Origin of the sequence: Streptomyces sp. NPDC021080 (assembly GCF_044333225.1) — a bacterium.
GTDB lineage: Bacteria > Actinomycetota > Actinomycetes > Streptomycetales > Streptomycetaceae > Streptomyces.
Map to the genome: position 1 here is coordinate 310,658 of NZ_JBIRQM010000002.1, position 25,993 is coordinate 336,650.

The window sequence follows — 25,993 nt, forward strand, 5'->3', positions numbered from 1 at the left end:
GGCGCCGCTCCGGCCCCAGCGTCCCACCCGCGTCGCGCCCCTCACCCGACCATGGAGGCTCACCCCCATGACCCGCCACGACGACCGCACCGCGACCATCGACCCCGCAGGCGTGCCGGCCCGGATCGCAGGCGTGCCGGACGGCCTCGCAGGTGCTCCGTCCGACATCGCAGGTGCTCCGTCCGACATCGCCGTCGCGGTGGACCAGTTGGTGGAGAACGCGCTCAAGGCGCTCACCGCGTACGAGTCGCTCGACCAGGAGCAGGTCGACCACATCGTGAAGAAGGCCTCGGTCGCGGCCCTGGACCAGCACACCACGCTGGCGCGGCTCGCGGTGGAGGAGACCGGCCGCGGTGTCTTCGAGGACAAGGCCGCCAAGAACATGTTCGCCTGCGAGTACGTCACGCACAGCATGGGTCCGATGAAGACCGTGGGCGTCGTCGCCCGCGACGACATCGAGGACATGACGGAGGTGGCCGAGCCCGTCGGAGTGGTGTGCGCGGTCACCCCCGTCACGAACCCGACCTCGACCACGGTCTTCAAGGCGCTCATGGCGCTGAAGACCCGCAACCCCGTCGTGTTCGCCTTCCACCCCTCCGCCCAGCGCTGCAGCGCGCAGGCCGCGCGGGTGGTGCGCGACGCCGCGGTCGCGGCGGGGGCACCCGAGCACTGCGTGCAGTGGATCGAGGCGCCGTCCGTCGAGGCGACCGGCGTCCTGATGCGCCACCCCGGCGTCTCGCTGATCCTCGCCACCGGCGGCAACGCCATGGTCAGGGCCGCCTATTCGGCCGGCAAGCCCGCACTGGGCGTGGGCGCGGGCAATGTTCCCGCCTATGTCCACCGGAGTGCCGACGTGCGCCGGGCCGTCAACGACCTGGTGCTGTCCAAGTCGTTCGACAACGGCATGATCTGCGCCTCCGAGCAGGCCGTCATCCTGGACGAGGAGATCTACGACGCGGTCCTCGCCGAGTTCCGCACCCTGCACGCCCATCTGGCCACCGCCGAGGAGAAGGCGAAGCTGGAGACGTTCCTGTTCCCCGTCGGCACGACGGGCGCGGGCTGCGAACCCAAGGTCAACTCCGCCGCCGTCGGGCGGAGTCCGGCCTGGATCGCCGAGCAGGCCGGTTTCTCCGTGCCGCGGGACACCTCGCTGATCCTCGTGGAGGCCGACGGGGTCGGCCCGCAGGAGCCGCTCACCCGCGAGAAGCTCTGCCCGGTCCTCGCCGTCCTGCGGGCCGGCTCGGCGGAGCAGGGGTTCGACCTGGCCGCCGACATGGTCGCCTTCCACGGCCAGGGCCACAGCGCCGTCATCCACACCGGCGACCTCGAACTCGCCGAGGCGTACGGCCGCCGGATGAAGACCGTGCGGATCATCGTCAACGCCCCGTCCTCGCAGGGCGCCATCGGCGGCATCTACAACAGCCTGCTGCCCTCGCTGACCCTGGGCTGCGGCTCGTGGGGCAGCACCTCGGTGTCCGACAACGTCTCGGCCGCCCAACTGCTCAACATCAAGCGGGTATCCGTCCGCCGCAACAACCTCCAGTGGTTCAAGGTGCCGCCCAAGATCTACTTCGAGCCCCGGTCCATCCGCTACCTCGCCTCGATGCCGGACGTCCACCGCGTCACCATCGTCACCGACGCGACGATGACCCGCCTCGGCCTCGTCGACCGGGTCCAGAGCGTCCTGCGCCGACGCCGGGAACCGGTCACCGTCCAGGTCGTCGACAACGTCGAACCCGAGCCCACCATCGACTCCGTGCGGCGCGGCGCCCGGCTCATGGGCGACTTCCGCCCGGACACCATCATCGCGCTGGGCGGCGGCTCCCCCATGGACGCGGCCAAGGTGATGTGGCTGCTGTACGAGCAGCAGGCCGAGGGCAGGGACGTCGACTTCGCCGACATGCGGCACAAGTTCTCCGACATCCGCAAGCGCGCCTTCCGCTTCCCGGTCCTCGGCAAGCTCGCACGGCTCGTGTGCGTCCCGACGACCTCGGGCACCGGAGCCGAGGTGACGCCGTTCGCCGTCATCTCCGACCCCGCGACCGGCAAGAAGTACCCCCTGGCCGACTACGCGCTCACCCCGAGCGTGGCGATCGTCGACCCGCTGCTCACCACCGGACTGCCGCGAACTCTGGCCGCCGACAGCGGATTCGACGCCCTCACCCACGCCATCGAGGCCTACGTCTCGGTCTACGCCAACGACTTCACCGACGGCCTCGCCCTGCACGCGATCCGGATGATCTTCGAGAACATCGAGGCCGCGGTCAACGACCGTGCGGCGAGCGAACGGGCGCGGGAGAAGATGCACAACGCGGGCACCATCGCCGGCATGGCCTTCGGCAACGCCTTCCTCGGCATCGTCCACGCCATGTCCCACACGCTCGGCGCCACCTTCCACATCGCGCACGGCCGCACCAACGCCGTACTGCTGCCGCACGTCATCCGCTACAACGGCACCGTCCCGACGAAGCTCACCGGCTGGCCCAAGTACGAGAGCTACCAGGCCCCCGAACGCTTCCAGGACATCGCCCGCACCCTCGGCCTGCCCGCGGCCACCCCGGCCGAGGGCGTCGAGTCCCTCGCGGCGGCCGTGGAGCGGCTCCGGGACCGTGTCGGCATCGAGCCGACGTTCCGGTCCCTCGGCGTCGACGAGCGCGCGTTCCTCGACGCGCTGCCCCAGCAGGCGCTGAACGCCTACGAGGACCAGTGCGCACCCGCCAACCCCCGCACGCCGATGCTCGACGACATGCGGGAGCTCATGCGCGCGGCCTACTACGGCCGCGCCGCGCACGACGGCGGCGCCGCCGCTCCCTCCGCCTGACCGGGCCCCCGCCCCTCCCCCTTGCCCCCTCACACCACCCTTCCCTGGAGGTTCCATGCTGTCCGCGGAGTCCGCAGCCCTCGTACGGGCCACCCTGCCCGCCGTGGCCGGGGCGCTCGACGAGATCACCACCCGCTTCTACGGCACGATGTTCCGCGAGCGGCCGGAACTGCTCGACGGGATGTTCAACCGCGGCAACCAGGCCAGCGGTGCCCAGCGCCGCGCGCTGGCCGGCTCGATCGCCGGGTTCGCCACGGCGCTCCTGGACGACCCCGGCACGCGGCCCGACGCGCTGCTGTCGCGGATCGCCCACAAGCACGCCGCCGTCGGCGTCACCGACGACCAGTACACGATCGTCCACAAGTACCTGTTCGGCGCGATCGCGGACGTCCTCGGAGCGGCGATCACCCCGGAGGTCGCGGCCGCCTGGGACGAGGTCTACTGGCTGATGGCCGGCGCCCTGATCAGCCGGGAGGCCCTCCTGTACCAGGACGCGGGTGTCCGGCCCGGCGGGACCTGGCGGCCCTGGACGGTCGTCGAACGCCGCACCGAGACCTCCGACGCCGTGTCCTTCCTGCTGCGCCCGGCGGACGGCGAGCCGGCGCCACGGGCCCGCGCCAGCCAGTACGTGAGCGTCCGCGTACGCATGCCCGACGGAGTCCACCAGTTGCGCCAGTACACCCTGTCCTCGGACCCGGGCGGGGAGCTGCGGAGGATCACGGTGAAGCGGGCCACGGGCGAGGGCGCGGAGCCGGACGGCGAGGTCTCGTCCCTCCTGCACGAAAGTCTCCACGAGGGCGACGAACTGCTGCTGTCCGCGCCGTTCGGCGACGTCTTCCTCGACGACCCGACCGATGCGCTCACCCCGGTCGTACTGGTCTCCGCGGGCATCGGCTGCACCCCGATGACCGGCATCCTGGCCCACCTCGCCGCCACCGGCTCGACCCGCCCCGTCCTGGTCCTGCACGCCGACCGCTCCCCCGCCGGCCACGCCCTGCGCACCGAGACGCACGCGCTCGTCGGACGGCTGCCGGACGCCCGGTCCGTCTTCTGGTACGAGCGCCCGGGACCGGAGGAGCCCGACGCGCGGACCGGCCTCATGGACCTGGGCGACACCGGGATCCCGGGCGGGGCCACGGTGTTCCTGTGCGGCTCGCTCCCGTTCATGCGGGACGTCCGCGGACAGCTGCTGGCCGCCGGTGTCTCCCCGCGCCGCATCCGCTACGAGGTCTTCGGCCCCGACCTGTGGCTTCCCGACGCCGCGGCCTGACCTTCCCCCTGCCGTTCCGTTCCGAACTGTCGTCCCGTTCCGAAAGAAGGACCCCCGTGACCACCGACAGCACCCGGCGGACCCCGCTGGTCCGGCTGCGCTCCGACGGCGCCGTGGACGAAGCCACCCTGGCCTACGCCCGCACGAAGATCGACGCCGTCCTGACCCGGCCCGGACTGCCCGCCGTCACAGGCGAGGTGCGCATCGCCCGGGCGGCGGCCCACCACGCCGGCCACCCGTGGTCGGCCACGGCCGACCTGCGCGTCGGGAGCCGTCAGGTCGTCGCGATGGCCGAGGAGGCGACGGGCACGGAGCTCGTCGACCGGTTGCAGGACCGGCTGCGCCGCCAGACCGACCGGGCCGCCCACACCCGGGACGACGGCCATGGCACCACGGCCCCGCCGTGGCGCGGCGGAGCGCTCCAGGACGGCGTGAGCCCGTGAGGAACGGCGGCCCGGCCGGCCACCACGCGCCGGCCGGGCCGCCGTCCGCGGTGACGCGGTGACGCGGTGAAGAACGGCCCATCGACGTGCGGCACGGGAACAAGGAGTTGTGATGGCGAAGGCTTACCTGGTGGGCGGCGGGATCGCGGCGCTGGCGGCGGCCGCGTTCCTGATCCGCGACGGCGGCTTCGAGGGGAGCGACATCCATCTCTTCGAGGAACAACGCGCCCTCGGCGGCAGCCTGGACGCGGCCGGCACGCCCGAGGCGGGCTACACCATGCGCGGCGGGCGGATGTTCGAGGCCGAGTTCCGCTGCACGTACGACCTCCTCTCCGGTATCCCCACGCTCGACGACCCCGCCGTCTCCGTGACGGAGGAGATCCTCGCCGGGCACGAGAACTTCGCCTGGGACGACATCGCGAGGCTCGTCGACGGCGACGGGAAGATCGTCGACACCACGTCGATGGGCTTCTCCGAGTACGACCGGCTGGAGCTGGTCCGCTGCCTGTCGACGCCCGAGGCACGTCTGGACGGCAGGCGGATCACCGACTGTTTCGGCGAGCACTTCTTCACCACCACCTTCTGGTTCATGTGGTGCACCACGTTCGCCTTCCAGCCCTGGCACAGCGCCATCGAGTTCCGCCGTTACCTGAAGCGGTTCATCCATCTCTTCCCCGGGTTCGCGTCCATGTCGGGCATCCACCGGACCCGGTACAACCAGTACGACTCGATCGTGCGGCCGTTGGCCGCGTGGCTGCGCGAGCGCGGCGTCACCGTCCACACGGGCTGCCGGGTCACCGACCTCGCGTTCGCCCCCGGCCTCCGCAGCGGCACGGTCACGGCCCTTCGCCTGAACCGCGGCGGCCACGAGGAGACGGTCCCGGTCGGACCCGGCGACCTCGTCCTCGTCACCAACGGCTCGATGACCGACGCCTCCAGCCTCGGCTCCCACACCGCGCCGCCGCCCGCGGCGCCGCACCGCTCGGACGCCTGGCTGCTGTGGCACCGGCTGGCCCGGGGGCGCGACGACTTCGGCGACCCGGCCGCGTTCGACAAGCACGTCGAGGAATCCCGGTGGGAGTCGTTCACGGTCACCACGAAGGACCCCGCCTTCCTGCGGGCGCTCGAGGAGTTCAGCGGCCGGCCCACGGGCAAGGGCGGGCTCATGACGTTCACGGGCTCCGACTGGCTGCTCACCGTCGTCGCCAACCGTCAGCCCGTCTACCGCGACCAGCCCGAGGGCGTCTCCGTCTGGTGGGGTTACGGCCTGTTCCCGGACCGCGACGGCAACCACGTCCGCAAGCCGATGACAGCGTGCTCCGGCCGGGAGATCCTCGAAGAGGTCCTGCACCACCTCCCCTTCGACGGACCGACCGCCGCACGGGTCCTGGAGACCTCCACCGTCGTCCCCTGCGTGATGCCGTACATCACGAGCCAGTTCCTGGCGCGCCGCCGCGACGACCGGCCCGAGGTCGTGCCCGAGGGGTCGGTCAACCTCGCCTTCATCGGGCAGTTCGCCGAGGTGCCCGACGACGTCGTCTTCACCGTCGAGTACTCGGTGCGCACCGCCTGGACGGCGGTGGCCCGCCTGCTGAAGCTCGACCGGCACCCACCGGAGGTCTACAAGGGCCACCACGACCCGCATGTACTGGCAGCCGCCCTGGAGACCATGCACCGCCACTAGGCCCTGCCCGTTCTCCGGAACGCCGCAGCCGTGCGGAACATCCTCGAGGAAGGACATTCCCCGACACGACGCGTTCAGCCACGGCGCCCTCGCGTCCGTACCCGTGCGGGGCGTCGTGGCACATGCGGCCGCGCGGGTGAGCCGTGTCTCACCCGCGCGGCTGCGCTTGTCTATGCAACGAGTTGCATAGAAAGCTGTACGGCATGGCGCTCGAACACGCGATCCTCGTCTCCCTGCTGGAAAAGCCGGGGTCCGGCTATGAGCTGGCCCGGCGGTTCGAGCGGTCCATCGGCTACTTCTGGACCGCCACGCACCAGCAGATCTACCGCGTGCTCAAGCGCATGGAGAGCGAGGGCGTCCTCGCGGTCCGGGAGGTGCCGCAGCAGGGGCGACCGGACAAGAAGGTGTACTCCGTCGCCGACCCCGGGCGCGCCGTCCTCTCCCGATGGCTGCACGAGCCGATCGAACCGGAGAGCATCCGGCACGATCTCGCCGTGAAGATCCGCGGCGCCGCCTTCGACGACCCGGCGGCGCTCGTCGACGAGGTCCAGCGGCACCACCGGGTCCACAGCGACCGGCTCGCGCGCTATCTCACCGGAGAACTGCGCGACTTCACCGGACCCGACGCCCCCGCCCCCCTCGACGCCGGCCAGGAACTGCAGCACGTCGTGCTGCGCGGTGGCATCGCGTACGAGCGGATGACGATCGCCTGGCTCGACGACGTCCTGGCCACCCTCCGCGCCCTGGGCACGGCGGCCGACGCGACGGACGGCCCGCGGAGCAGCGGCCCCCCGGAGCCGTCGGCCTGAGCGCCCCCTCACGCTTCCTCCTCCTCACGCACGGCAGTTCTCGACCCCCATCCCCCGGAAGGCGGACCTCCATGACCACCCCCCTGCTGTTCAATCCGCACACCTACGACCCGGCGCACTTCGACCCCGAGACGCGCAGGCTGCTGCGCGCCACCGTCGACTGGTTCGAGGAGCGCGGCAAGCGCCGGATCATCGAGGACTACCGCACCCGCGCCTGGCTCGGTGACTTCCTCGCCTTCGCCGCCAAGGAGCGCCTGTTCGCCACCTTCCTCACGCCGGCCTCCGCCGCCGGGGACGAGGACCAGCGCTGGGACACCGCCCGGATCGCCGCCCTGAACGAGATCCTCGGGTTCTACGGTCTCGACTACTGGTACGCCTGGCAGGTGACCATCCTCGGTCTCGGCCCGGTCTGGCAGAGCGACAACGCCGCTGCCCGCACGCGGGCCGCGGACCTCCTGAACCAGGGCGAGGTCTTCGCGTTCGGCCTGTCCGAGAAGGCCCACGGCGCCGACATCTACTCCACCGACATGCTGCTGGAGCCCCAGGGCGACGGCGGTTTCCTGGCCACCGGCTCCAAGTACTACATCGGCAACGGCAACGCCGCGGGCCTGGTCTCCGTGTTCGGCCGCCGCACCGACGTCGAGGGTCCGGACGGATACGTCTTCTTCGCGGCCGACAGCCGCCACCCGGCGTACCACCTGGTGAAGAACGTCGTCGACTCCTCCAAGTTCGTCAGCGAGTTCCGCCTGGAGGACTATCCGGTCGCCCCCGAGGACGTCCTGCACACCGGCCGCGCCGCCTTCGACGCCGCTCTCAACACCGTCAACGTCGGCAAGTTCAACCTCTGCACCGCCTCGATCGGCATCTGCGAGCACGCGATGTACGAGGCCGTCACCCACGCGAGCAACCGCATCCTCTACGGCCGTCCCGTCACCGCCTTCCCGCACGTGCGCCGGGAGCTGGCCGAGGCCTACGTGCGTCTCGTGGGCATGAAGCTGTTCAGCGACCGTGCCGTCGACTACTTCCGTTCGGCCGGTCCCGAGGACCGCCGCTACCTTCTCTTCAACCCGATGACGAAGATGAAGGTGACCACGGAGGGCGAGAAGGTCATCGACCTGATGTGGGACGTCATCGCCGCCAAGGGCTTCGAGAAGGACAACTACTTCTCCCAGGCCGCGATCGAGATCCGGGGCCTGCCCAAGCTCGAGGGCACGGTCCACGTCAACCTCGCGCTGATCCTCAAGTTCATGCGCAACCACCTGCTGGACCCGATCGACGCGCCCGCCGTGCCGACCCGCCTCGACGCGGCCGACGACGACTTCCTCTTCCGGCAGGGACCGGCCCGCGGCCTGGGTTCCGTCCGCTTCCACGACTGGCGCGCCGCCTACGACGCGTACGCCGAGGTCCCGAACGTCGCCCGTTTCCGCGAGCAGGCCGACGCGCTGTGCGCGTTCGTGACCACGATGGCCCCCGACGAGACGCAGAGCCGCGACCTCGACTTCCTGCTCTCCGTGGGCCAGTTGTTCGCGCTGGTCGTGCACGGGCAGCTGATCCTGGAGCAGGCCCGTCTGACGGACCTCGACGAGTCCGTGCTGGACGAGCTGTTCTCCGTGCTGGTCCGTGACTTCTCCGGGCACTGCGTCGAACTGCACGGCAAGGACTCCGCCACCGAGCGGCAGCAGGGCTGGGCGCTCGGCGCGATCCGGCGTCCCGTCGTGGACGAGGCGCGTTCGGCGGAGATCTGGCAGCGGGTCGAGGCGCTGTCCGGGGCGTACGAGATGGCCCAGTAGCAACCCGGCCAGGGGTCGTGGACGGCGGCGCGGCGCGAGGGCGCCGACGCCGACCGGAGGCCGGGCGGGCCGCGCGACGGCCCGCCCGGCCTGTCCGCGGCGTCCTCGTCACCGTGCGCAGACGAAGCCAGCTGCGTCGTCCGGGGCGCCGGTGCGGTACCGGGGCCAGCTCGGGTACGCGCACAGGGGACGGGTGCGGTGGTGGAGCGTGTCCGACACGATCGGGTTCGCGGGCGCCTGCCCTTGCTCGACCCAGCGTTCGAGCGCGGAGAGCGAGTCCCAGGCGGCCGCGAACGCCGGCGTGCCGAAGTTCGCGTGGTTCGCCCCGGGCACGACGTAGTACCGCAGGAACGTGCCGGTCGACCGGGGGCCCAGGAGGTCGCGTACCCGCTCGTAGTAGTCGCTCGTGGACAGGGGCGAGACCAGTTCGTCCGCGGCGCCGTGGAGCAGGATCAGCTTGCCGCCGGCGCGGGCGAACGGGCCGAGATCCGCGTCGTTGCGGTCCTCGACCGTGGACAGGCGGCTGATCCGGTCGAGCCACTTGCCGGGGTTCCGGGGATCCACGTCGAGGGAGTTGTGGTGCGGGTCCCGGGTCAGGAAGTACTTGACCCACTGGTCCCAGTACTGCAGCCCGTAGCCGCTCGTCACCGGCATGGGGTCGGCCGGCGCGGTGGTGCCGAATCCGAGGAACGGGGTCCTCATGTCCGCCCCCGACAGGAACGGGAAGCCGGGGTATCGGGTCTCACCGCTCGCGATGCGGTACGGCCACCTGAACGGGGAGGACATGGCGAGTACGGCGCCGATCTGAGGGTCCGACAGACAGCCGGGACCGGTGTCGGCGCCGCCCGGACAGCGCAGCGTGTGCGGATCGAAGTGACAGCCGGACGGGTTCGAGACGACGCCGTCCTCGACCCCGTCCAGGGCGTCGCACGCGCCGATGACGCTGTCGTAGAGAAGTGTCTGCTTCTCCGGTCCGGGGAAGGCACCCGGACGGGACAGCACCTGCGCCAGATACCCCAGGTCCAGGCCCTCGCTCAGGTTGTTCCAGGCCGGAAACGCCGAGATCACTCCGTCGAACGCCTCCGGCCATCGCTGGGCGACGACGAGACCTTCGCGGCCGCCGGTCGAGCCTCCCGAGAAGTAGACCTCGGCCGGGTTCGTCCCGTAGGCGTGCCGGATGAGGAACAGGCTCGCGTCGCGCGTCTTCTTGAGCGCGTCACCGGCGGCGAAGTTGTTCAGGGCCTCGTCGTTCACCCCGAACGACCCGTCCAGTGACGGAGGGGAGGCCGGGTTCTGCTGGTGGCCCGAGTCACTGGCGAAGGTCGCGTAGTGCCGGGCCAGGGGCACCGGCCGGTCCGTGGGGCCGAACGGCACGTTCTCCGCCAGGTCGGGAATCGTGCCGTTGAAGCCGCCGCCACCGAACATCATCGCCTTGCGGTTCCAGTCGTACGGCAGGTCGACGCGCATCCTGACACGGGGCGCGGAGGGATCGACGGGGAACAGGTCGGCGTCGACCTGGCAGTAGGTGATCGTCTCGCCGCCGACCTGGCCGGTCATGACCGAGACCGACTCGACCAGGCCGCCGGTCGTCGGCAGGCTCATGGCCGTTGCCGGGATCCGCGTCCCGTCCAGGCCGGCGCACTGCGGCACGGCCACCGAGCGGCCGGCCCCGGACGAGACGGTTCCGGCCGCGGGTCCGGCCCCGAGGACGGGGAGCGCTCCCGCCAGCAGAAGCAGGGTGCTCGGCACGATGAACCGGCGAATCCTCGTACGCCTTGCGGGTGTTCCGCTCACGTCGGCTCCTCGTCCGAAGCTCTTAGGCAGGGAGCGCCGCCGCCTTCGCGGTCTCCTCGGGTCGTCCTGGCCTTGGTCTTCCTCGTACTCCTGCACCATGTCAGTGGTAGAGGTGTGTGCCCGGGACGGCGTCCGGATCGGCACGGACCTCGGCGGTGTTCGTCTCGGGCAGGAACCACGCGCTGGCGGTGGTGATCAGCCCCATGCACATGATGTAGGCGGCGACGGGCAGGGTGCTCCCGGTATCCGCGATGAGGGCTGTCATGAGGAACGGTGTGCTGCCGCTGACGGCGATCGCGGAGAGCTGGTAGGCCAGCGACGCGCCCGAGTAGCGGACGCCGGGCGGGAACAGCTCGCCGAGGAAGCTCGCGATGGGGCCGTAGGTGAGGCACTGGAACAGGAAGCCCACCGTCACCGCGACGAAGATCAGCGGCAGCGACGCGGTGTCGATGAGCCGGAAGTACGGGAAGGCCCAGACCGCGACTCCCAGACCGCCGACCAGGATCAGGGGCCGGCGGCCCAGCCGGTCCGAGAGGTGCCCGGACCAGGGGAGGACGACGAGCATGGCCACGGAGCTGGTCAGCACGACCGCGAGCAGGGGGTTGCGCGCGAGTCCGAGCGTATGGGTGCCGTAGCTGAGGAGCCCGGAGATGCTCACGTAGAAGAGGCTGTTGGTGGCCGAGAGGAGTCCGCAGCCGAGCAGGATGGTCTTCCACCTGTCGCGCACCACCTGGGCCAGCGGGGCCCGGGCCACCGCGGCCTCCGGCCGTGCCGCCTCCTGCTGCAGCTCGCGGAACTCCGGTGTGTCCTCCACCTTGGTCTGGATGTAGAGGACCACCACGAACATCACGACGCTGACCAGGAAGGGGATGCGCCAGCCCCAGCTGAGGAAGGCGTCGTCCGGCATCAGACCGCTCGCGGCCACGAAGATCAGGTTCGAGACGATCACGGCGACGGGGACGCTGGTCTGGCCGAACGTTCCGGCGAACCCGCGGCGTTTGGGGCCGGCGGACTCGGTGAGCAGGAGCATGATGCCGCCCCACTGGCCGCCCGCCGCGAGCCCCTGCACGAAACGCAGGACGACCAGCAGCGTCGGGGCGAGCGCACCGGCGGTCGCCGCGCTGGGAAGGCATCCGATCAGGAACGTGGCGGCTCCCATGAGCGCCAGGCAGGTGACGACGACCGGCTTGCGTCCGTGGATGTCACCGAGGTGTCCGGCCAGCACCCCGCCGATGGGACGGGCCACGAAGCCCGCCCAGAACGTGCTGAAGGCGAGGAGGGTCCCCGTCAGGGCCGAGGAGTGCGGAAAGAACACATGGGGGAACACCAGCGCGGCCGCGGTGCCGTAGAGGAAGAAGTCGTACCACTCGAGCGAGCTGGCGATGAGCCCGGCGGCCAGCAGCCTGCGGGAGGCTCGGCGCCGGGGCGTGGGCAGACCGGTGCCGGGGAGGCTGCCGGACTGTCCTTCGGGTTGGGCGAGCGGAGTTGCCATTGGTGCCGCCTTCGTCCATGGCGCAGGGGGGTGATGGCGGTTACATTAGGGCGCCGTTGCGCTGCGGTTGAGGTGTGCTTCACCCACACCTCATGCCGATTCGGTGGGTCTTTTTTCCACCTGATGCCGAGGAGGGATGGCGCTGTGGTCAGCGACCCCGGTGGCGGAGCAGGGTTGTGCTCGCTCGCGCGTCGCCAGCGCGAACTGGCGTCGTTGTACGAGACGGCCAAGTCACTGACCGCACTGGGCGAACTCGACGAGGTACTGCAGTCGATCGTCCATCACGCCCACGATCTGATCCGTACCGACTTCACCTACCTCTCGCTGGTCGGCACGGACGGCAGACTGTCCGTCAGAGCGTCGGAGGGGACGGTGTCCGGCGCCTTCCTCGCGGCGTGCATACCGGCCGATGTGGGGCTGGGCGGCAAGGTGCTGGCCTCCCGGCGCCCGCACTGGGTGCGCCACTACGCCGGCACGACCCTCATCGACCACGATCCCGACTTCGACCGCCTGGTCACCACCGAAGGACTCGTCGCGCTTCTCGGCGTGCCCCTGGTCGTCCGGGGGCGTGCGGTGGGCGCCCTGTTCGCCGCGGACCGGTCCGAACGGTCCTTCCACGCCGACGAGATCGCGCTGCTGCGCGCGTTCGCCGATCACGCCGCGGTCGCCCTCGACAACGCCCGTCTCTACGAGGCGAGCCGAACCGCCCTGAAGGAACTGCGGATCGCGTACGGGAGGATCGAGGAACACATGGCCGTCGTGGAGCGGGCGCAGGCGATCCACGAAGCCCTGACCGGTGTGGTCCTCCGGGGCGGGACACCGGGCGATGTCACGCAGCTCCTCGCCGATCAGCTGGGCGGAAGCGTGACACTCCTCGACCGGGCCGGTGAGGCTCTGGTGCGCCGGGAATCCGCGTCGAGTCCGTGCCGGACCGCGACGGACAGCGGTCTGGCCGCCGCCGTCGAGAACGCGCACCGCTCGGGCCGCTGCACGACCTCGGTCGACGCCGTCGGAGTGGCCCGCAGTGTGGCGTCGATCCAGGCGGGCGACAGCTACCTCGGCGCACTGGTGTGGAGCCGGAAGGCGACCGCCGGCGACGGCGCCCCGGACCACACGGATCTGCGGACCCTGGAGCGGGCCACCCACATCCTGGGGCTGCTCATCCTCAAGGAGCGGGCTGTCGCCGAGGCGGGCGAGCGCCTGAGCGGAGAGCTCCTGACCGAGCTCATGGTCGGCAGCCCCGGGACCGGTCCCGCCCAGCGCGCCCGCGCACGGGCCCGCAACATCGACACCGACCGGCTGGACCTGGTCCTCGTCGCGGACTCGGCAACGTTGTCATCGACCGAACTCTCGCGCCACCTGCACGACTTGGCCCGGGACCGCTCCGGTCTGGCCGGTGAGCACCTGGGCCGGGCCACGATGATCCTGCCGAGCGCCGACGACGACCGCACCGTCGAGGAGGTCCACCGTCGGCTGCGCCGGGCGGTGGGCGGTCCCGTCGCCGTCGTCGGGGAACGGGTGGTCCATCACGACTGGGCACGCGCCTTCTCCCTGGCCGGCCGCTGCGGCGCCGTGATGCGGGCGATCGGGCACACCGACCTGGGCGCGACGACGGGCCGGTACGCCCTCTACGCCATGATCTTCGACCCCGAACGGGTCGGTGAGCTCGACCGTTTCATCTCCGACTCCATCGGTCCGCTGCTCGAGTACGACCGGCGGCGCGGCACCGATCTCGTGGACACCCTCAGCGCCTACTACGTCCACCGCGCCAATGTGGCGGCGACCGCCAGGGCGTTGTACGTGCACGTCAACACGCTGCTCAAGCGACTGGACCGCGCCGACAGCGTCCTCGGCCTCGACTGGCGCCGCGAGAACGACCTGGAACTCCGGCTCGGACTCCGGCTGCACCAACTCAGGGCGATCGCGACCGCGTAGGCTTCGCCGGGCACGAACAGGACGGGGGCGACACACATGAGGTCCGAGGGAACACAGCGATGGGCGTCGGCTCTCGACGCGGTCGTCGTGTACGCGCAGGGTGCGCTCTGCACCCGGGTGGCCCGGGGAACCGTGCCGCCGGACGGCAGGGTGCGGGTGGCGGGGCTGCCCCGGTCGATCGATCCGGACTCGCTGCGCGCCAAGGCCGTCGGCGGCGAGGGCGTCCGGGTCACCGAGGTACGGGTGGAGGTGGAGGCCGAACCCTCCGGCACCGGCACGGCCGACGCGCTGCGACACGAGATGGAGCGGCTGCGCGACGTCTGCGACGGTGTCCGGGGCCGCCGTGACCGGCACGAGGGTCTGATCGCCGAGGTGGCTGCCCTGCGCCCGGTTCCCCCGGCCCGCAAACGTGACGACCCGCACCGCTCCACCCCCGTGGACGCGTGGCTGCGGCTCGTCGAGTTCGTCGACGAACGGCTCACGAACCTCCATCGGCGTCTCGCCGAACTGGAGGAGGAACTGCGCCTGGCCGAGCACGAGTTCGAGATCGCCCTGGACCGCTGGAGCCGCGCCTCCACCGACGCGCGGTCGACGCACGTCGACACCACGGTGTGCGCGGTCCTGACCCTCGAGGGCTCCGGGGACGCGGAACTGGAGCTGGAGTACGGGGTCCCGGGGGCCGTCTGGGTGCCGGCCTATCGTCTGACCCACCGTCAGGGAGACGACACCGGCACCCTGGTCCTGCGCGCCTCGGTCGCCCAGCGCACCGGAGAGGACTGGACCGGGGTGCGCATCGCCCTGGCCACCGCGGATCTGCGGCGCCGCACCGATCTGCCCCGGCTGCGCTCCCTGCGGGTCGGACGGCGGCAGACCGCCCCCGCGCCCTCCGGTTGGCGGGAGCCGCCGGCGGGACTGGCCGACCTGTTCGCCGGGTACGACGCGGCGGGACCCCGCCCGGTCACGACCGGCGGGGCCGTGGCCGCCGGAGCCGTGGCCGCCGCGGGCGCGTTCGCGCCCGGTCCCGTCCCACCGCCGCAGGCACCGCCGATGTACGGCATGCCGCTCGCCGCGCCCATGGCACCGCCCGGCGCCGCCGGTGCCGCGCCGACGGCCTTCGGCGGCGCCCTGCCCGACGCGCCGCAGCCCGTGGGTGCGGGACCCGGAGGCAGGCCCGGGGCCCGTGCCCGGCGCGCCGCCGCTCCCGCCGCCCTGGCGCCCTCGGCTCCCGGCCGGGCGGCCCCGCCGCCCCCGTCGCCCGCCTCCGCGCCGGTGCCGGCCGGTCCACCGCGGCCGAGCGACGCGGAGCTCGACTACGCCGCGCTCGTCCTGTCCGGGCCCGAGGTGACCACGGACAGCCGGGGCAGGCTGTTCCCCCACACCCCCTTCGACCCCGTGGCGGTCGAGTACCGACGGCGCGCCGAGGCGGTGTCGGCGCTGCCCCTGCCCGGACATGCCGTACGGCCGCGCGAGTCGGCGGGTTCCTTCGACCACCGCTTCGACGCCGCCGCCCGCACCGACATCCCCTCGGACGGCACCTGGCACACGGTCACCGTCACCGAGATCCCGGTCGGTCTGCGCACCGAGTACCTGTGCGTACCGGCCGTGGAGCAGACGACGTACGCCACGCTGGTGCTCTCCAACGCCACCGGCCAGGCCCTGCTCGCCGGTCCGGTGGAGGTCACCGTGGACGACGAGTTCCTGCTGACCGCCGCGCTGCCCACGCTCGCCCCCGGCGGTGTCCGCCGGATGGGGCTCGGACCGGCCGAGGGCGTCCAGGTCACCCGGCGGACGAACCTGCGCGAGTCAGCGTCGGGGCTGCGCGGCAACACCACCGTGCTCGACCACCACGTGCACATCGAACTGGCCAACCGCCTCGCGAGGCCCGTCACCGTCGAGGTCCACGAACAGGTGCCGGTCACCTCCCACGCGGACGTCCGGATCGAGGAGCGGGCCGACTGGACGACACCCCGGCAGGACGCCGGACCCGACAGCCCCGCACCGGGCACCCGCGTCTGGCGGGTGGACCTGCCCGCCGGAGGCAGCGCCGCCCTCGACGGCGGCTACGAGATCCGTGTCCCGGCCGCCAAGGCCATCGTCGGCGGCAACCGCAGGAGCTGACCCACCATGTCCACCCACCCCCAGCCGATCCCGCTGCCCGTCACCGCCGTCACCTGCCTCGAGGACCGCGCCCACGTCGAGCGCACCACCGACCTCGAACTGAGCGCCGGCATCCAGCAGTTGCGTCTCGGGCCGGTCAGTGCGCTCGCGGTCGACCGCACCCTGCACGCCCAGCTGACCGGCGATCACCAAGCGACCGTCCTCGACGTGCGGATCGTCCGTGCCTGGACGCCGCACGGGCCGCTGCCCGCCGCCGACGACTCCGCCCTGCGGCAGCGCGTGCACACACTCGAGAACGAGCAACTCGCCCTCGGCAGGCGTCGTGACCGGCTGCGGGCCCGCATCGAAGCGCTCGGCCGGCTCGCCACCGATCTGCTGCGTGACATCTCCGAAGGCACCGGCTTCGGGGAGACGGACGAGAGCCGCTGGACCCGTGAACTGGACCGCGTCGACAGCGAGCGCGACACCTACGGCGAGGAACTGCGCGCCGTGGAAGCCGAGTCGGAGAAGCTCTCCACCGAGATCTCGGACATCTACAGGGCACTCGATCTCGCCGAGGAGCAGCCCGCCGAACTGCTCGGTCATGTCGAGCTGACCGTGCAGGCCGCCGAGGCCGGTCCGGCCCGGCTGCGCCTGAGCCACCTCACGCCGTGCGCGCTGTGGCGCCCCGCCTACCGGGCCGTGCTCGACGGGGACTCGCTGACCCTGGAGACCGACGCGATGGTCTGGCAGCGCACCGGCGAGGACTGGTCGGACGTGCGTCTGACCTTGTCGACGGCCCGCTCGGCCCGGGCCGGCGAGCCACCGCGGCTCACCGAGGACCGTCTCACGCTCACGGACCGCACGGCCGCCGAACGCCGCACGGTGGACGTGGAGTTCCGGGAGGAGGAGATCGCGGAGATCGGCCCGGCTCCGGTCCTCGGACTGCCGGGAGTGGACGACGGCGGTCAGGCCCGCGTACTGCACTCCCCCGTGCCCGTCTCCGTGCCCGCGGACGGCCGCGCGCACAGGGTCCCGCTCTCCGCCGTCACCTGTGCCGCGAGAAGCGAGTACGCCTCCTCCCCGGAGCTGTCCCCGCTGGTCACCCGGGTCGTGCGGTTCGACAACGCGTCCGGCCACGCGCTGCTGGCCGGGCCCGTGGACCTCGTCCGCGACAGCGGGTTCACCGGTCGCGGCGCGCTGGGCTTCACCGCTCCCGGCGCTCCCGTCGAGCTCGCCTTCGGCAGCCACGACGACTACCGGGTGGTCCGGCAGGCCGAAGAGACCCGGGACACCACCTCGTTGACCCAGCGAACCGTCGTCACCCGCACGGTCAGGCTCCATCTGTCCCGCTTCTCGGCGCCCGGGGAACAGGGCGAGCAGGTCGTCTCGCTGCGGGAGCGGATCCCGGTCTCCGAGGTCTCGGCGGTGGAGGTGCGGCTGCGCAAGGAAGCGTGCGCGCCGGAGCCCGACGGGGTCGACGCCGACGGCATCGCCCGCTGGGACGTGACCCTGACGCCGGGCGGGCACCGCACGGTGACGCTGGTGTACGAGGTCTCCGGGAGCGGAAAGGTCACCGGGCTCTGAGCGAGCGCCTCCGGTCGCTCGACAGCGCGGGGCCGCCCCCGTGGACCATGGGGGCGGCCCCTTGCCGTTCCGTGCTGTTCGGTTTTCCGCCGTGCCGTGCGGCGGCTTCCTGCCGTGCCGTGCGGCGGCTACTCGACGTTGATCTTGAAGGTGCTGGTCGTGTTGCGGATGTCCTGGGCGTTGCCGCTCATCCGCAGGTTGCGGAAGGTGGCTTCACCGACGGCGGGACCTTGGCCCGGTTCCGGCAGCTCGTTGGCCCAGATGCCGAATCCGGACTTGGCGTCGAAGGCGTCTCCGCTCTTCTTGGAGTTGGTGATGGAGATGTCGGTGAAGATGGTGTCCTTCACCGGGAACTGGGGCTGTCCTCCTACGTAGTTGGTCTGGAACATGACGCCTCCGTAGGTGGAGTTGTCGATGTCGACGTCGTTGACGCGGATGCCCTGGAACACCTTCGAGGCGGAGAAGGCCCAGATGGCGGGGAAGACCTGGGAGCCCCAGAAGTGGCCGCCGGTGCGGTCCAGGGAGACATTCTCGATGGTCGTCGGATCGGTGCCGAAGCCGTTCATCGGGTAGCCGAAGTCCAGCGAGGAGATGGTGATGCCGGAGTAGACCAGGGTGTCGGCGACGCGGATGTTGCGGAAGGTGTTGTCGTAGCCGCCGTAGACGGCGATACCGGCCGCGCGCCAGGTCAGGGTCGAAGTGAGGTTCTCGTAGAGGTTGTTCTTCTCGTCGGCGCCTCCGGCGTCGATCGCGGAGAAGAGGGCGAAGCTGTCGTCGCCCGTGGCGCGGGCTTCGTTGTTGGTGACGTGGTTGTCCGTGGAGCCGTTCGTCATGTTGATGCCGTCGGCGAACGTGTCACGGATGCGGGAGTTCTCGATGGTCATGCTGTCGGTGTTGGCGCCCCAGTAGAGGCACACCATGTGCTCGGCCCAGATGTCGTCGATGGTGATGTGCGCGACGCCTGCGAAGTCGAACACCTTGCCCGGGCCGTCGATGCGGGAGGTGTAGTTGCCGAAGTAGGCGAAGCCGGCGAACGTCGAGCCGTTGGCCGTGGAGTCGGCGCGGAAGCCGATGTCGGTGTTCTCCTGCGAGGAGGGTGCGTGGAAGCGGGTGAACCACGGTCCCGCTCCGACGACCTTGACCACCTTGCCGTAGACCTGGAACTTGCTGGAGGTCTCGTAGTCACCGGCGGGCAGGTAGACACCGACGAGCTTGCCGGTGGTGTCCATGCGGACCTTGTCGAGGGCGTTCTGCACGTCCTGGTGGGTGAATCCGGCCGGGACCGCGTACGCGGCCGGGTCGGGGTTCGGGTCCGCCGTGGCCTGTTCGGTGTTGATGAAGTCGATGGCGTAGGTGGAGGTGTTGGCCGCGTCCTTCTGGAGCCGGATCCTGGATCCCGCCGGAACGGTCTTGCCGAGCAGCAGGTTCGCCTCGTCGTAGATGTGGCGCGGGGCACCGGAGCCGGGCGAGTTGCCGGGCGCTGTCTCGTCGCCGTACAGCCAGGCGTACTTGGAGGTGAGGTCGATGGCCTTGAGGAACTGTCCGTCGACGTACACGTCGAGGGTCGTGTTCGTGCCGTCGGGGATGGAGAAGCGGGTGACGAGGGTGTTCGTGTCGGCGCGGGTGGTCCACTCGACGTACTGGCCGGTGGCGTTGAGGGTCACGGCCTTGCGGCCGCTCGCCTCGCCCGCGGTGTCGCCGATGGTGCGGTTGGGGCCGACGACCTTGGCACCGCCGCCGAGTGTGCCGTCCTCGGCCTCGTACATGTCGTAGGGCATGTCGGCTCCGCGGCCGACGAACAGGGGTTGTGTGGTGGTGTTGTTGTCCCGCTTGACCGGCAGTTCGTTGTCGTCCGCGGCGATGACGGTCTTGACGGTGTACTTGCCGTTGACGGCGGTCCAGGAGCCGAGGCCGACCGGTGCGGTCGTCTGGCCGGACGCGATGGCGCCGCTGTAGGAGCCGGTGAGCGTCTTGACGGTGGCGCCGTTCGCGTCCTGGATCGTCAGCGTGACGCCGTGCGAGCCGGAGGCCGAGGCCACGGAGCCCTGGTTCTTGAGGGCGACGGAGAAGGTGACGTTGTCGCCGGCGGAGGCGCTGGACGGCGTCCAGGAGACCGGGGCGGCGATCAGGTCGGAGCTGGAGACGGGTTTGACGACGAGGGCGTCGGAGCGAGTGAAGGTGTTGTTCCCCTCGTTCTGCTCGATCACCTTGTTCGACGGGTCCACCTCGGCGCCGACCGGGTAACTGCCCGCGTCCCGGGTGCCGATGCTCGCGGTGACCGTCGCCGACTGACCGGCCGTAAGGGCCGGGACGTCGGCCGTGGCCGCCTTGGTGCCGCCGAGCGTGAAGTTCAGGTCGGTGGCCTTGGACGCCTTGGTGCCGCCGTTCGTGACGGTCACGGAGAGACTGATGGTGTCCGACTCGACCGGCGCCGCCGGGCTGTTGGTGATGCCGGTGACCGACAGGTCCGGGTTGGCGGACGGGGTGCCGATCACCTGCAGCTCGCCGACCTGCGCGCCCGGGGCGCCCGAGTTGGCGGTGAACCTGAGCTGGATGTCGGCGGCCGTACCGGAGACCGGGATGGTCACGGTGTTGCCGGTGGCCGGATTGAAGGTGTAGTCCTTCGCCGCGACGAGGCTGGTGAAGGCCGTCGCGTCCTGGTCGCGGCCGAGCACCTGGATGTTCTGGGTACGGGTCGACCAGGCGGCGTCCGGGTTGAGCTTGACGACGACCTGGCCGAGATCGGCGTTCGCGCCCAGCTTGGTGGTGAGGGTGGCCGGGTAGGCGCCGCCCCCGCTCTCCCAATAGGTGCCGATCTGGCCGTCGTTGGCGTTGGCGGCGACATAGGTGAAGGTGTACGAGGACGCCTCGACGGGCTTGCCCTGCGCGAGGTCGGTGCCGGTGCCCGAACCGGCCCTGGTGACGCTGTTGCTCGCCGCCGACACGTTCCCTGCCGCGTCCTTCGCCTTCACGTAGTAGGTGACGGTGGCCGTCGCCGACGGGGTGTCGGTGTACGTCGTGACGTCACCCGCGACGGACTTGAGGAGCTGGCCGTTCGCGTAGACGTCGTAGCCGGTGACCTTGACGTTGTCGCCGGACGCCTGCCAGGTGAGCTTCACGTCGCTGCCGGACCGGGTGTAGGCGAGGTTGCCGGGCGCCGTCGGTGCCTGGGTGTCGCCGCCCGATCCCTGGCGGGTGACGCTGTTGCTGTTGGAGGAGACGTTGCCCGCGGCGTCCTTGGCGCGTACGAAGTACGTGATGTCGGTGCCGGCCGGCTGGGTGTCGGTGTAGGTCAGGACGTTCCCGGCGACGCTCGCCCGCAGTTGGCCGTTCGCGTAGATGTCGTACCCGGTGACGGCCGTGTCGTCGCTCGCCGCGCTCCAGGTCAGCTTGATCTGCCCGGTGGCCGGTTCGGTGAGGGCCAGGTTCGCCGGCGCGGTCGGCGCCTGGGTGTCGCCGGTGGCCGGCCCGTAGACCTCCAGCTCGGACGCCTGCCCGGCGGGCCAGCCGGTGTTGGCGGTGAACAGCACGCGCACGTACCGCGTGGAGACCGTGTCGAGGCTGATGGTCGCCGACTGGTCGTCGGAGCTGTCGAAGGTGTACGCCTTCGAGGCCGTCAGGTCGGTGAAGTTCTGGTTGTCCGTCGAGCCCTGGACCTTGAACGTCTGGCTGCGGCTCGGCCAGCCGCTCGGCAGCCGCAGCGTCACCTGGTTGATCTTGACCGACGATCCGAGGTCGACCTGGAGCCACTGCGGGAAGGCGTTGTTCGTGCTCTCCCAGTAGGTGTTGCGGTTGCCGTCACCGGCGTTGGCCGCGCCGTAGACGTCGGCGTGCCCGCTCTCGGTGAAGGGCTTGCCCTTAGCGAGGTTGGGGGTCGAAGTGGCGGCCGTGAGGACCTGCATCTCGGCCAACTGGGCCGTGGAGGCGACCGAGTTGCCGCTGAAGTCGGCCCGCACGTACCGGGCGAGGGTTGCGGGGAAGGAGACCTTCACCGTGTTGCCGTTGCCGGGGCTGAAGACGTACTGCGCCGAGGACTTGAGCGTGGCGAAGCTCTTTCCGTCGGCGCTGCCCTGAAGGGCCAGCGTCTGCTTGCGGGTCCGCCATTGCGCGGGCAGCCGCAGCACGACCTCACGGACCCGCTCGGTCCGCCCGAGGTCGGTCTGCACCCACTGGGCCGACTTCTTCCCGGCCTGCCAGTAGGTGTCGGCGTCGCCGTCGGTGACGTTGGCGGCCGTGTGGGCGCCACGGGCACTGCCCGCCTTGGTGGCGGCGTCCGCGGCGGCGTTCGGTCCGCCGGCCGCGTGGGCACCGACGGCGGGCAGGCCCAGAACCATGACGAGGGAAGCGAGCGCGGCGGTCGCTGCGCGGCTTCTCCAGGATCTCGGCTTGTGTGGAGTCATACGGGGTTCACTCCCTGCGGAGGTTCGCGCGCCGGAGGGGCGGCGGGGTCGGCTCGTTCCTGGGCAGAGCGGTGGCGCGGTACGACAGAGCGGCAAGAGAGTCGGCACGGGCGTACATGGCTCCCGACAGGGATGGCCGTGTGCGCAGCTTCTTGCATTGTTTCATCGCAATATTGCAGAGTGATGTGAACACGTCTACGGCCAGGACGCCACAAGTTTCACCATCAACACCCGCGCCTCAGCACCAAGGGACGACCGGACATCCCCACCGGACCGACATTTGGAGCAATACATGAGCCTCGGTGGACCAAACGAGGCGACACCGCAAACGAACGCAAGTGACGAAAATTCTTGCGTGATTGTGTGGGGCCGCGAAAGCCGACCGCGCCGCGGACCACGGCTCATCCCCTCCCCGACCTGGCCCGTCGAGGAGCGGTCGTCCCGACAGCGGAATGGGAGCGGCCGGGGCGGAACGGAAAGGCATACTCGGCGGCATGACCGATCACAGCCCCCACGAAGGCCTGACCGTGCCCGTCGCCCCCGACACGGCCGCTTGCACCGCCGCCCTCGAAGTCGCCACCGCGTACTGCTCCCCCGCGCTGCTCAACCACTCGGTGCGGTCCTATGTGTGGGCCTCGGCGTATGCCGCGCAGCAGGGCATCGAGCACGACGCCGAGCTGCTGTACGTGTCCGCGCTGCTCCACGACATCGGCCTGGTCCCGGAGTTCGACAGTCACACGGTCGACTTCGACGTGGCCGGCGGGCACGTGGCCTGGGTGTTCGCGGCGGGTGCCGGGTGGCCGGCGGAGCGTCGGCGGCGGCTGTCGGAGGTCATCGTCCGGCACATGTGGGACACGGTGGACGTGCGGGAGGACCCGGAGGGCCATCTGCTGGAGCGGGCCACCGGCGTGGACGTCTCGGGACGGCATCTCGACGATTTCACCGCCGGGTTCCGGGCGGACGTGCTGGCCCGGTACCCGCGCGCGGGACTCTCGGACGAGTTCCTGGCCTGTTTCCACGACCAGGCCGCCCGCAAGCCGCAGAGCTCACCGGCCGTGTCGGTCCGGGGCGGCCTCGCCGACCGCGTCCGGGCGAACCCGCTGGACCGCCCGGTCGGTTGACCCGGTGGGACCTGTCCGACTCCGGCGGGATCGCGCGCCGATCGGCCTCCGCACCCGTCGATGGCCGCCGGCCCGAGTCAGCCAGGTGTGAGCACCATCCGGAAGCGGGCGGCTCCGGAGAGCATCTTCTGGAAGGCCTCACCGGCGTGGTCCAGCGGTACGGTCTCGGTCATCGGCCGGATGCCGTGCAGGACGCTGAAGGCCATGGTGTCCTCCACGTCCTGCGAGGTGCCGGACGGATGGCCGCGGACGACACGGCCGCTGAGAAGGAGTTGTGCGGGGGTGATGCTCATGGGCGAGGGATCCGCTCCGATGATCACCAGCTCACCTCGCGGCGTCAGGCCTTCCACGGTCGCACTGATGGCCTGGGAGTTTCCGGCAGTGGCCAGAACGGTCCTCGCGCCGCCGAGGGCCTGCAGCGCCTCCGCGACCGGGACGTCCGACGTGCTGTCGATGTAGTGGTGGGCGCCCAGTCGCTTGGCGAACTCCGCCTTCTCGGGGCCACGGGCGATCCCCACGGTCTCGAAACCCATGGCGACCGCGTACTGGACTCCGAAGTGACCCAGGCCGCCCAGGCCGAGGACGGCGACGAGGTCTCCGGGCTCGGCGGGGCTGCGCCGCAATCCGTTGAACGTGGTCACACCGGCACATGCCATGGGCCCCGCGTCGGTTGCCGCGAGATCGTCAGGGATTCCGGCGAGCGCGTCGGCGGGCGCGATCACCTTGTCCGCGAAGCCTCCGTCGTAGGTCCAGCCCGGGACTTTCAGGTTGTCGCAGACGATGAAGTCGCCCTGACGGCAGCGTGTGCAGTGGCCGCAGCTGCCGCCGAACCAGCCGACCGCCACGCGGTCGCCCACCTGCCACCCCCGCTCGTGCACCCCGTCGCCCAGTTCCTCGATCCGCCCGGCGATCTCGTGTCCGGGCACCTCCGGGAACGAGACACCAGGCAGATGCCCCTCGACGAAGCTGGCGTCGCTGTGGCAGACACCGCACGCCTCCACGGCGATCCTGACGTGTCCGGGGCCGGGCTGCGGCACCTCTCGCTCGGCGATTTCGAAGGTGCCGCCCGGGGCGGTCACCTGCGCGACTCGGTAGGTGTTCATCGGTCCCTCCGATGGATGTATGCAAGAGCCTGCTACCAGGGCAACAGGTCCGGGGCGATCACGCGCGTCGAGTCCTGTCCTGGACGAGGCCGCTCGTGGTACCCGGCAGGCGTCTCCACCGAGCCCCTTGTGGTCGGCACGCTGATGCCCGACCGCCCGCCGCGGGTCCCTCACCGCCTGCGCCCGGAGACGTTCTCCTCGTGCGCGCACGTCCTGGCCGCCGGATACTCGATGCGGGCTCGATGCCTCCCGACCGCGGTCAGGCGCTGAAGGACATCGGCCTTCCTCCCTGACCCCGACCGATGAGGAGATTGCGCCATGCGCTCCCCAAGGATTCCGCCGACTCCCCTCGAGGCGGTGACGGCCGGCCTGCTGGCCGGGGCGGTGGGAACGGTGTGCCTGGATGCCGTCCATTACCTGAAGTACCGTCGCGCAGGCGGGACGGACAGCCCGCTCGCCTGGGAATTCGCACCGGTCGAGAGCTGGGAGAAGGCCCCTGATCCGGGGCAGGTGGCAAAGCGGGTGATCGAGGGCTTCACCCAGCGCCGGCTTCCTGATGGTTCCGCCTGGCTCACGAGCACCATCGCTCACTGGGCCTACGGATCGGCGGCCGGCGCGGCCTACGGCGTCCTGGCCGGTTCACTGCCCAGACCCTCCCCCGTGTACGGCGTGCCTTTCGGTGCCGCGGTGTTCGCCGGCGACTACGTCGCCTTGCCGGCCGCAGGGCTCTACAAGCCGATCTGGCAGTACGACGCCACGACCGTGGCCTGGGATTTCGGTGCGCACGTCGCCTACGGCACCGGCACCGCGATCGCCTTCTGGCTGCTCAGCCGACTCGGTTTCGGCGCCGTCGGCCACAGACCGTGAACCGGCTGCCGGCCCCGGCGCGAACCGGGCCACCGTCCACCGGATTCCCGGGCACGGCCCGCGTCCGGCCGTGCGGGTCCCGTCATGTCGGCATCTTGTACGAACAGAGGAAGCGTCAGTCATGGACATGAAACTCGAAATCGTGGTGGTGCCGGTGTCCGACGTCGACCGGGCCAAGAGCTTTTACACGCGATTGGGCTGGAGGCTGGACGCGGACATCGCCCCGGACGAGAACTTCCGGGTGGTGCAGGTGACGCCGCCGGGCTCGCCGGCATCGGTCATCTTCGGCACCTCGGTCACGTCCCAGACGCCGGGCTCGGCTCAGGGCCTGCAACTGATCGTGGACGACATCAACGCCGCATACGACGAGCTGAAACGGCTCGGTGCCGAGCCGAGCGAGGTGTTCCACGACGCCGGCGGCGTCTTCCACCACGCCGGAACGGACGCCCGGCTGCCGGGGCCGGATCCCCAGCGCACGAGCTACGGCTCGTTCCTGTCCTTCAGCGACCCGGACGGCAACGGCTGGCTCCTCCAGGAGATCACCACCCGGCTCCCGGGACGCCTCGACCCCGCGACCACGACGTTCGCCTCCGCGGAGGACCTGGCGAGCGCGCTGCGCCGCGCCGCGGCCGCGCACGGGGTGCACGAGGCACGCATCGGTGCGGAGGACCCGAACTGGCCGGACTGGTACGCCCTGTACATGGTGCGCGAGCAGGCCGGGACCGAACTGCCGTCGTGACCCGCATCGTCCTTCGGCGGGTGAACGACCTGACGGCGGCC

General features: G+C 71.0%; 15 protein-coding genes and 1 pseudogene. 12 read left to right on the forward strand and 4 right to left on the reverse strand.

Annotation, left to right across the window (positions count from 1 at the left end; genetic code table 11):
• Positions 1–67 precede the first annotated feature (67 nt).
• From adhE to ACH4S8_RS05475, 6 genes and pseudogenes are all read left to right on the forward strand, one after another.
• On the forward strand, positions 68–2,821 hold the full coding sequence (adhE, locus tag ACH4S8_RS05450; protein WP_398391145.1) for a bifunctional acetaldehyde-CoA/alcohol dehydrogenase: 2,754 nt from the start codon (positions 68–70) through the stop codon (positions 2,819–2,821).
• Positions 2,822–2,876: 55 nt separating this feature from the next.
• Positions 2,877–4,091: a globin domain-containing protein gene (locus ACH4S8_RS05455; RefSeq protein ID WP_398391147.1), complete on the forward strand. Its 1,215-nt coding sequence runs from the start codon at positions 2,877–2,879 to the stop codon at positions 4,089–4,091.
• A 56-nt stretch (positions 4,092–4,147) separates the two neighbouring features.
• Positions 4,148–4,534 (forward strand): hypothetical protein, encoded by a 387-nt coding sequence (locus ACH4S8_RS05460; protein WP_398391148.1) that lies wholly within the window; start codon positions 4,148–4,150, stop codon positions 4,532–4,534.
• 70 nt (positions 4,535–4,604) lie between these two features.
• Positions 4,605–6,218 (forward strand): annotated as a pseudogene (locus tag ACH4S8_RS05465) (oleate hydratase); the annotation flags it as partial.
• Positions 6,219–6,421: 203 nt separating this feature from the next.
• Positions 6,422–7,027, forward strand: coding sequence for a PadR family transcriptional regulator (locus tag ACH4S8_RS05470; protein WP_398391149.1), 606 nt, complete (start codon positions 6,422–6,424; stop codon positions 7,025–7,027).
• 71 nt (positions 7,028–7,098) lie between these two features.
• Positions 7,099–8,817 (forward strand): acyl-CoA dehydrogenase family protein, encoded by a 1,719-nt coding sequence (locus ACH4S8_RS05475; RefSeq protein WP_398391151.1) that lies wholly within the window; start codon positions 7,099–7,101, stop codon positions 8,815–8,817.
• A gap of 108 nt (positions 8,818–8,925) precedes the next feature.
• Here the strand turns inward: ACH4S8_RS05475 and ACH4S8_RS05480 are convergent, their stop codons facing one another.
• Both ACH4S8_RS05480 and ACH4S8_RS05485 read right to left on the reverse strand, forming a co-directional pair.
• Positions 8,926–10,611 (reverse strand): tannase/feruloyl esterase family alpha/beta hydrolase, encoded by a 1,686-nt coding sequence (locus tag ACH4S8_RS05480; RefSeq protein ID WP_398391153.1) that lies wholly within the window; start codon positions 10,609–10,611, stop codon positions 8,926–8,928.
• 100 nt (positions 10,612–10,711) lie between these two features.
• Positions 10,712–12,103 carry an MFS transporter gene (locus ACH4S8_RS05485; RefSeq protein WP_398391154.1) on the reverse strand — a complete coding sequence of 464 codons (1,392 nt, stop codon included), beginning with the start codon at positions 12,101–12,103 and terminating at the stop codon, positions 10,712–10,714.
• 144 nt (positions 12,104–12,247) lie between these two features.
• Here ACH4S8_RS05485 and ACH4S8_RS05490 point away from each other — a divergent pair, with 144 nt between their 5' ends.
• The 3 genes from ACH4S8_RS05490 to ACH4S8_RS05500 are packed head-to-tail and all read left to right on the forward strand — an operon-like array spanning position 12,248 to position 17,722.
• Positions 12,248–14,038 carry a helix-turn-helix domain-containing protein gene (locus ACH4S8_RS05490; protein WP_398391155.1) on the forward strand — a complete coding sequence of 597 codons (1,791 nt, stop codon included), beginning with the start codon at positions 12,248–12,250 and terminating at the stop codon, positions 14,036–14,038.
• A 36-nt stretch (positions 14,039–14,074) separates the two neighbouring features.
• Positions 14,075–16,156, forward strand: a complete 2,082-nt coding sequence (locus ACH4S8_RS05495; protein WP_398391157.1) for a DUF4139 domain-containing protein — start codon at positions 14,075–14,077, stop codon at positions 16,154–16,156.
• 6 nt (positions 16,157–16,162) lie between these two features.
• Positions 16,163–17,722, forward strand: a complete 1,560-nt coding sequence (locus tag ACH4S8_RS05500) for a mucoidy inhibitor MuiA family protein (RefSeq protein ID WP_398391159.1) — start codon at positions 16,163–16,165, stop codon at positions 17,720–17,722.
• A gap of 128 nt (positions 17,723–17,850) precedes the next feature.
• Here ACH4S8_RS05500 and ACH4S8_RS05505 read toward each other — a convergent pair whose 3' ends face one another.
• Positions 17,851–22,122, reverse strand: a complete 4,272-nt coding sequence (locus ACH4S8_RS05505; RefSeq protein ID WP_398391161.1) for a discoidin domain-containing protein — start codon at positions 22,120–22,122, stop codon at positions 17,851–17,853.
• A gap of 494 nt (positions 22,123–22,616) precedes the next feature.
• Between ACH4S8_RS05505 and ACH4S8_RS05510 the strand changes: the two genes are divergently transcribed.
• The gene (locus ACH4S8_RS05510; protein WP_398391163.1) at positions 22,617–23,243 is read left to right on the forward strand and encodes an HD domain-containing protein; all 627 of its coding nucleotides are present in this window, start codon (positions 22,617–22,619) and stop codon (positions 23,241–23,243) included.
• 77 nt (positions 23,244–23,320) lie between these two features.
• Here ACH4S8_RS05510 and ACH4S8_RS05515 read toward each other — a convergent pair whose 3' ends face one another.
• Positions 23,321–24,346 carry an alcohol dehydrogenase gene (locus ACH4S8_RS05515; protein ID WP_398391164.1) on the reverse strand — a complete coding sequence of 342 codons (1,026 nt, stop codon included), beginning with the start codon at positions 24,344–24,346 and terminating at the stop codon, positions 23,321–23,323.
• A gap of 357 nt (positions 24,347–24,703) precedes the next feature.
• On the opposite strand from ACH4S8_RS05515, the gene ACH4S8_RS05520 reads away from it, so the two are divergent.
• Both ACH4S8_RS05520 and ACH4S8_RS05525 read left to right on the forward strand, forming a co-directional pair.
• Complete coding sequence (locus ACH4S8_RS05520) at positions 24,704–25,213, forward strand: hypothetical protein (protein WP_398391166.1); 510 nt, start codon at positions 24,704–24,706, stop codon at positions 25,211–25,213.
• A 121-nt stretch (positions 25,214–25,334) separates the two neighbouring features.
• Positions 25,335–25,952, forward strand: coding sequence for a VOC family protein (locus tag ACH4S8_RS05525; protein WP_398391168.1), 618 nt, complete (start codon positions 25,335–25,337; stop codon positions 25,950–25,952).
• Positions 25,953–25,993 lie beyond the last annotated feature (41 nt).

Excerpts from the sequence above, each read along its gene's own strand:
- ACH4S8_RS05475 (WP_398391151.1), top strand. The coding sequence starts at position 7,099 with ATGACCACCCCCCTGCTGTTCAATCCGCACACCTACGACCCGGCGCAC.
- ACH4S8_RS05510 (WP_398391163.1), top strand. The coding sequence starts at position 22,617 with ATGACCGATCACAGCCCCCACGAAGGCCTGACCGTGCCCGTCGCCCCC.
- ACH4S8_RS05455 (WP_398391147.1), top strand. The coding sequence starts at position 2,877 with ATGCTGTCCGCGGAGTCCGCAGCCCTCGTACGGGCCACCCTGCCCGCC.
- ACH4S8_RS05525 (WP_398391168.1), top strand. The coding sequence starts at position 25,335 with ATGGACATGAAACTCGAAATCGTGGTGGTGCCGGTGTCCGACGTCGAC.
- ACH4S8_RS05485 (WP_398391154.1), bottom strand. The coding sequence starts at position 12,103 with ATGGCAACTCCGCTCGCCCAACCCGAAGGACAGTCCGGCAGCCTCCCC.
- adhE (WP_398391145.1), top strand. The coding sequence starts at position 68 with ATGACCCGCCACGACGACCGCACCGCGACCATCGACCCCGCAGGCGTG.
- ACH4S8_RS05500 (WP_398391159.1), top strand. The coding sequence starts at position 16,163 with ATGTCCACCCACCCCCAGCCGATCCCGCTGCCCGTCACCGCCGTCACC.
- ACH4S8_RS05470 (WP_398391149.1), top strand. The coding sequence starts at position 6,422 with ATGGCGCTCGAACACGCGATCCTCGTCTCCCTGCTGGAAAAGCCGGGG.
- ACH4S8_RS05505 (WP_398391161.1), bottom strand. The coding sequence starts at position 22,122 with ATGACTCCACACAAGCCGAGATCCTGGAGAAGCCGCGCAGCGACCGCC.
- ACH4S8_RS05515 (WP_398391164.1), bottom strand. The coding sequence starts at position 24,346 with ATGAACACCTACCGAGTCGCGCAGGTGACCGCCCCGGGCGGCACCTTC.
- ACH4S8_RS05495 (WP_398391157.1), top strand. The coding sequence starts at position 14,075 with ATGAGGTCCGAGGGAACACAGCGATGGGCGTCGGCTCTCGACGCGGTC.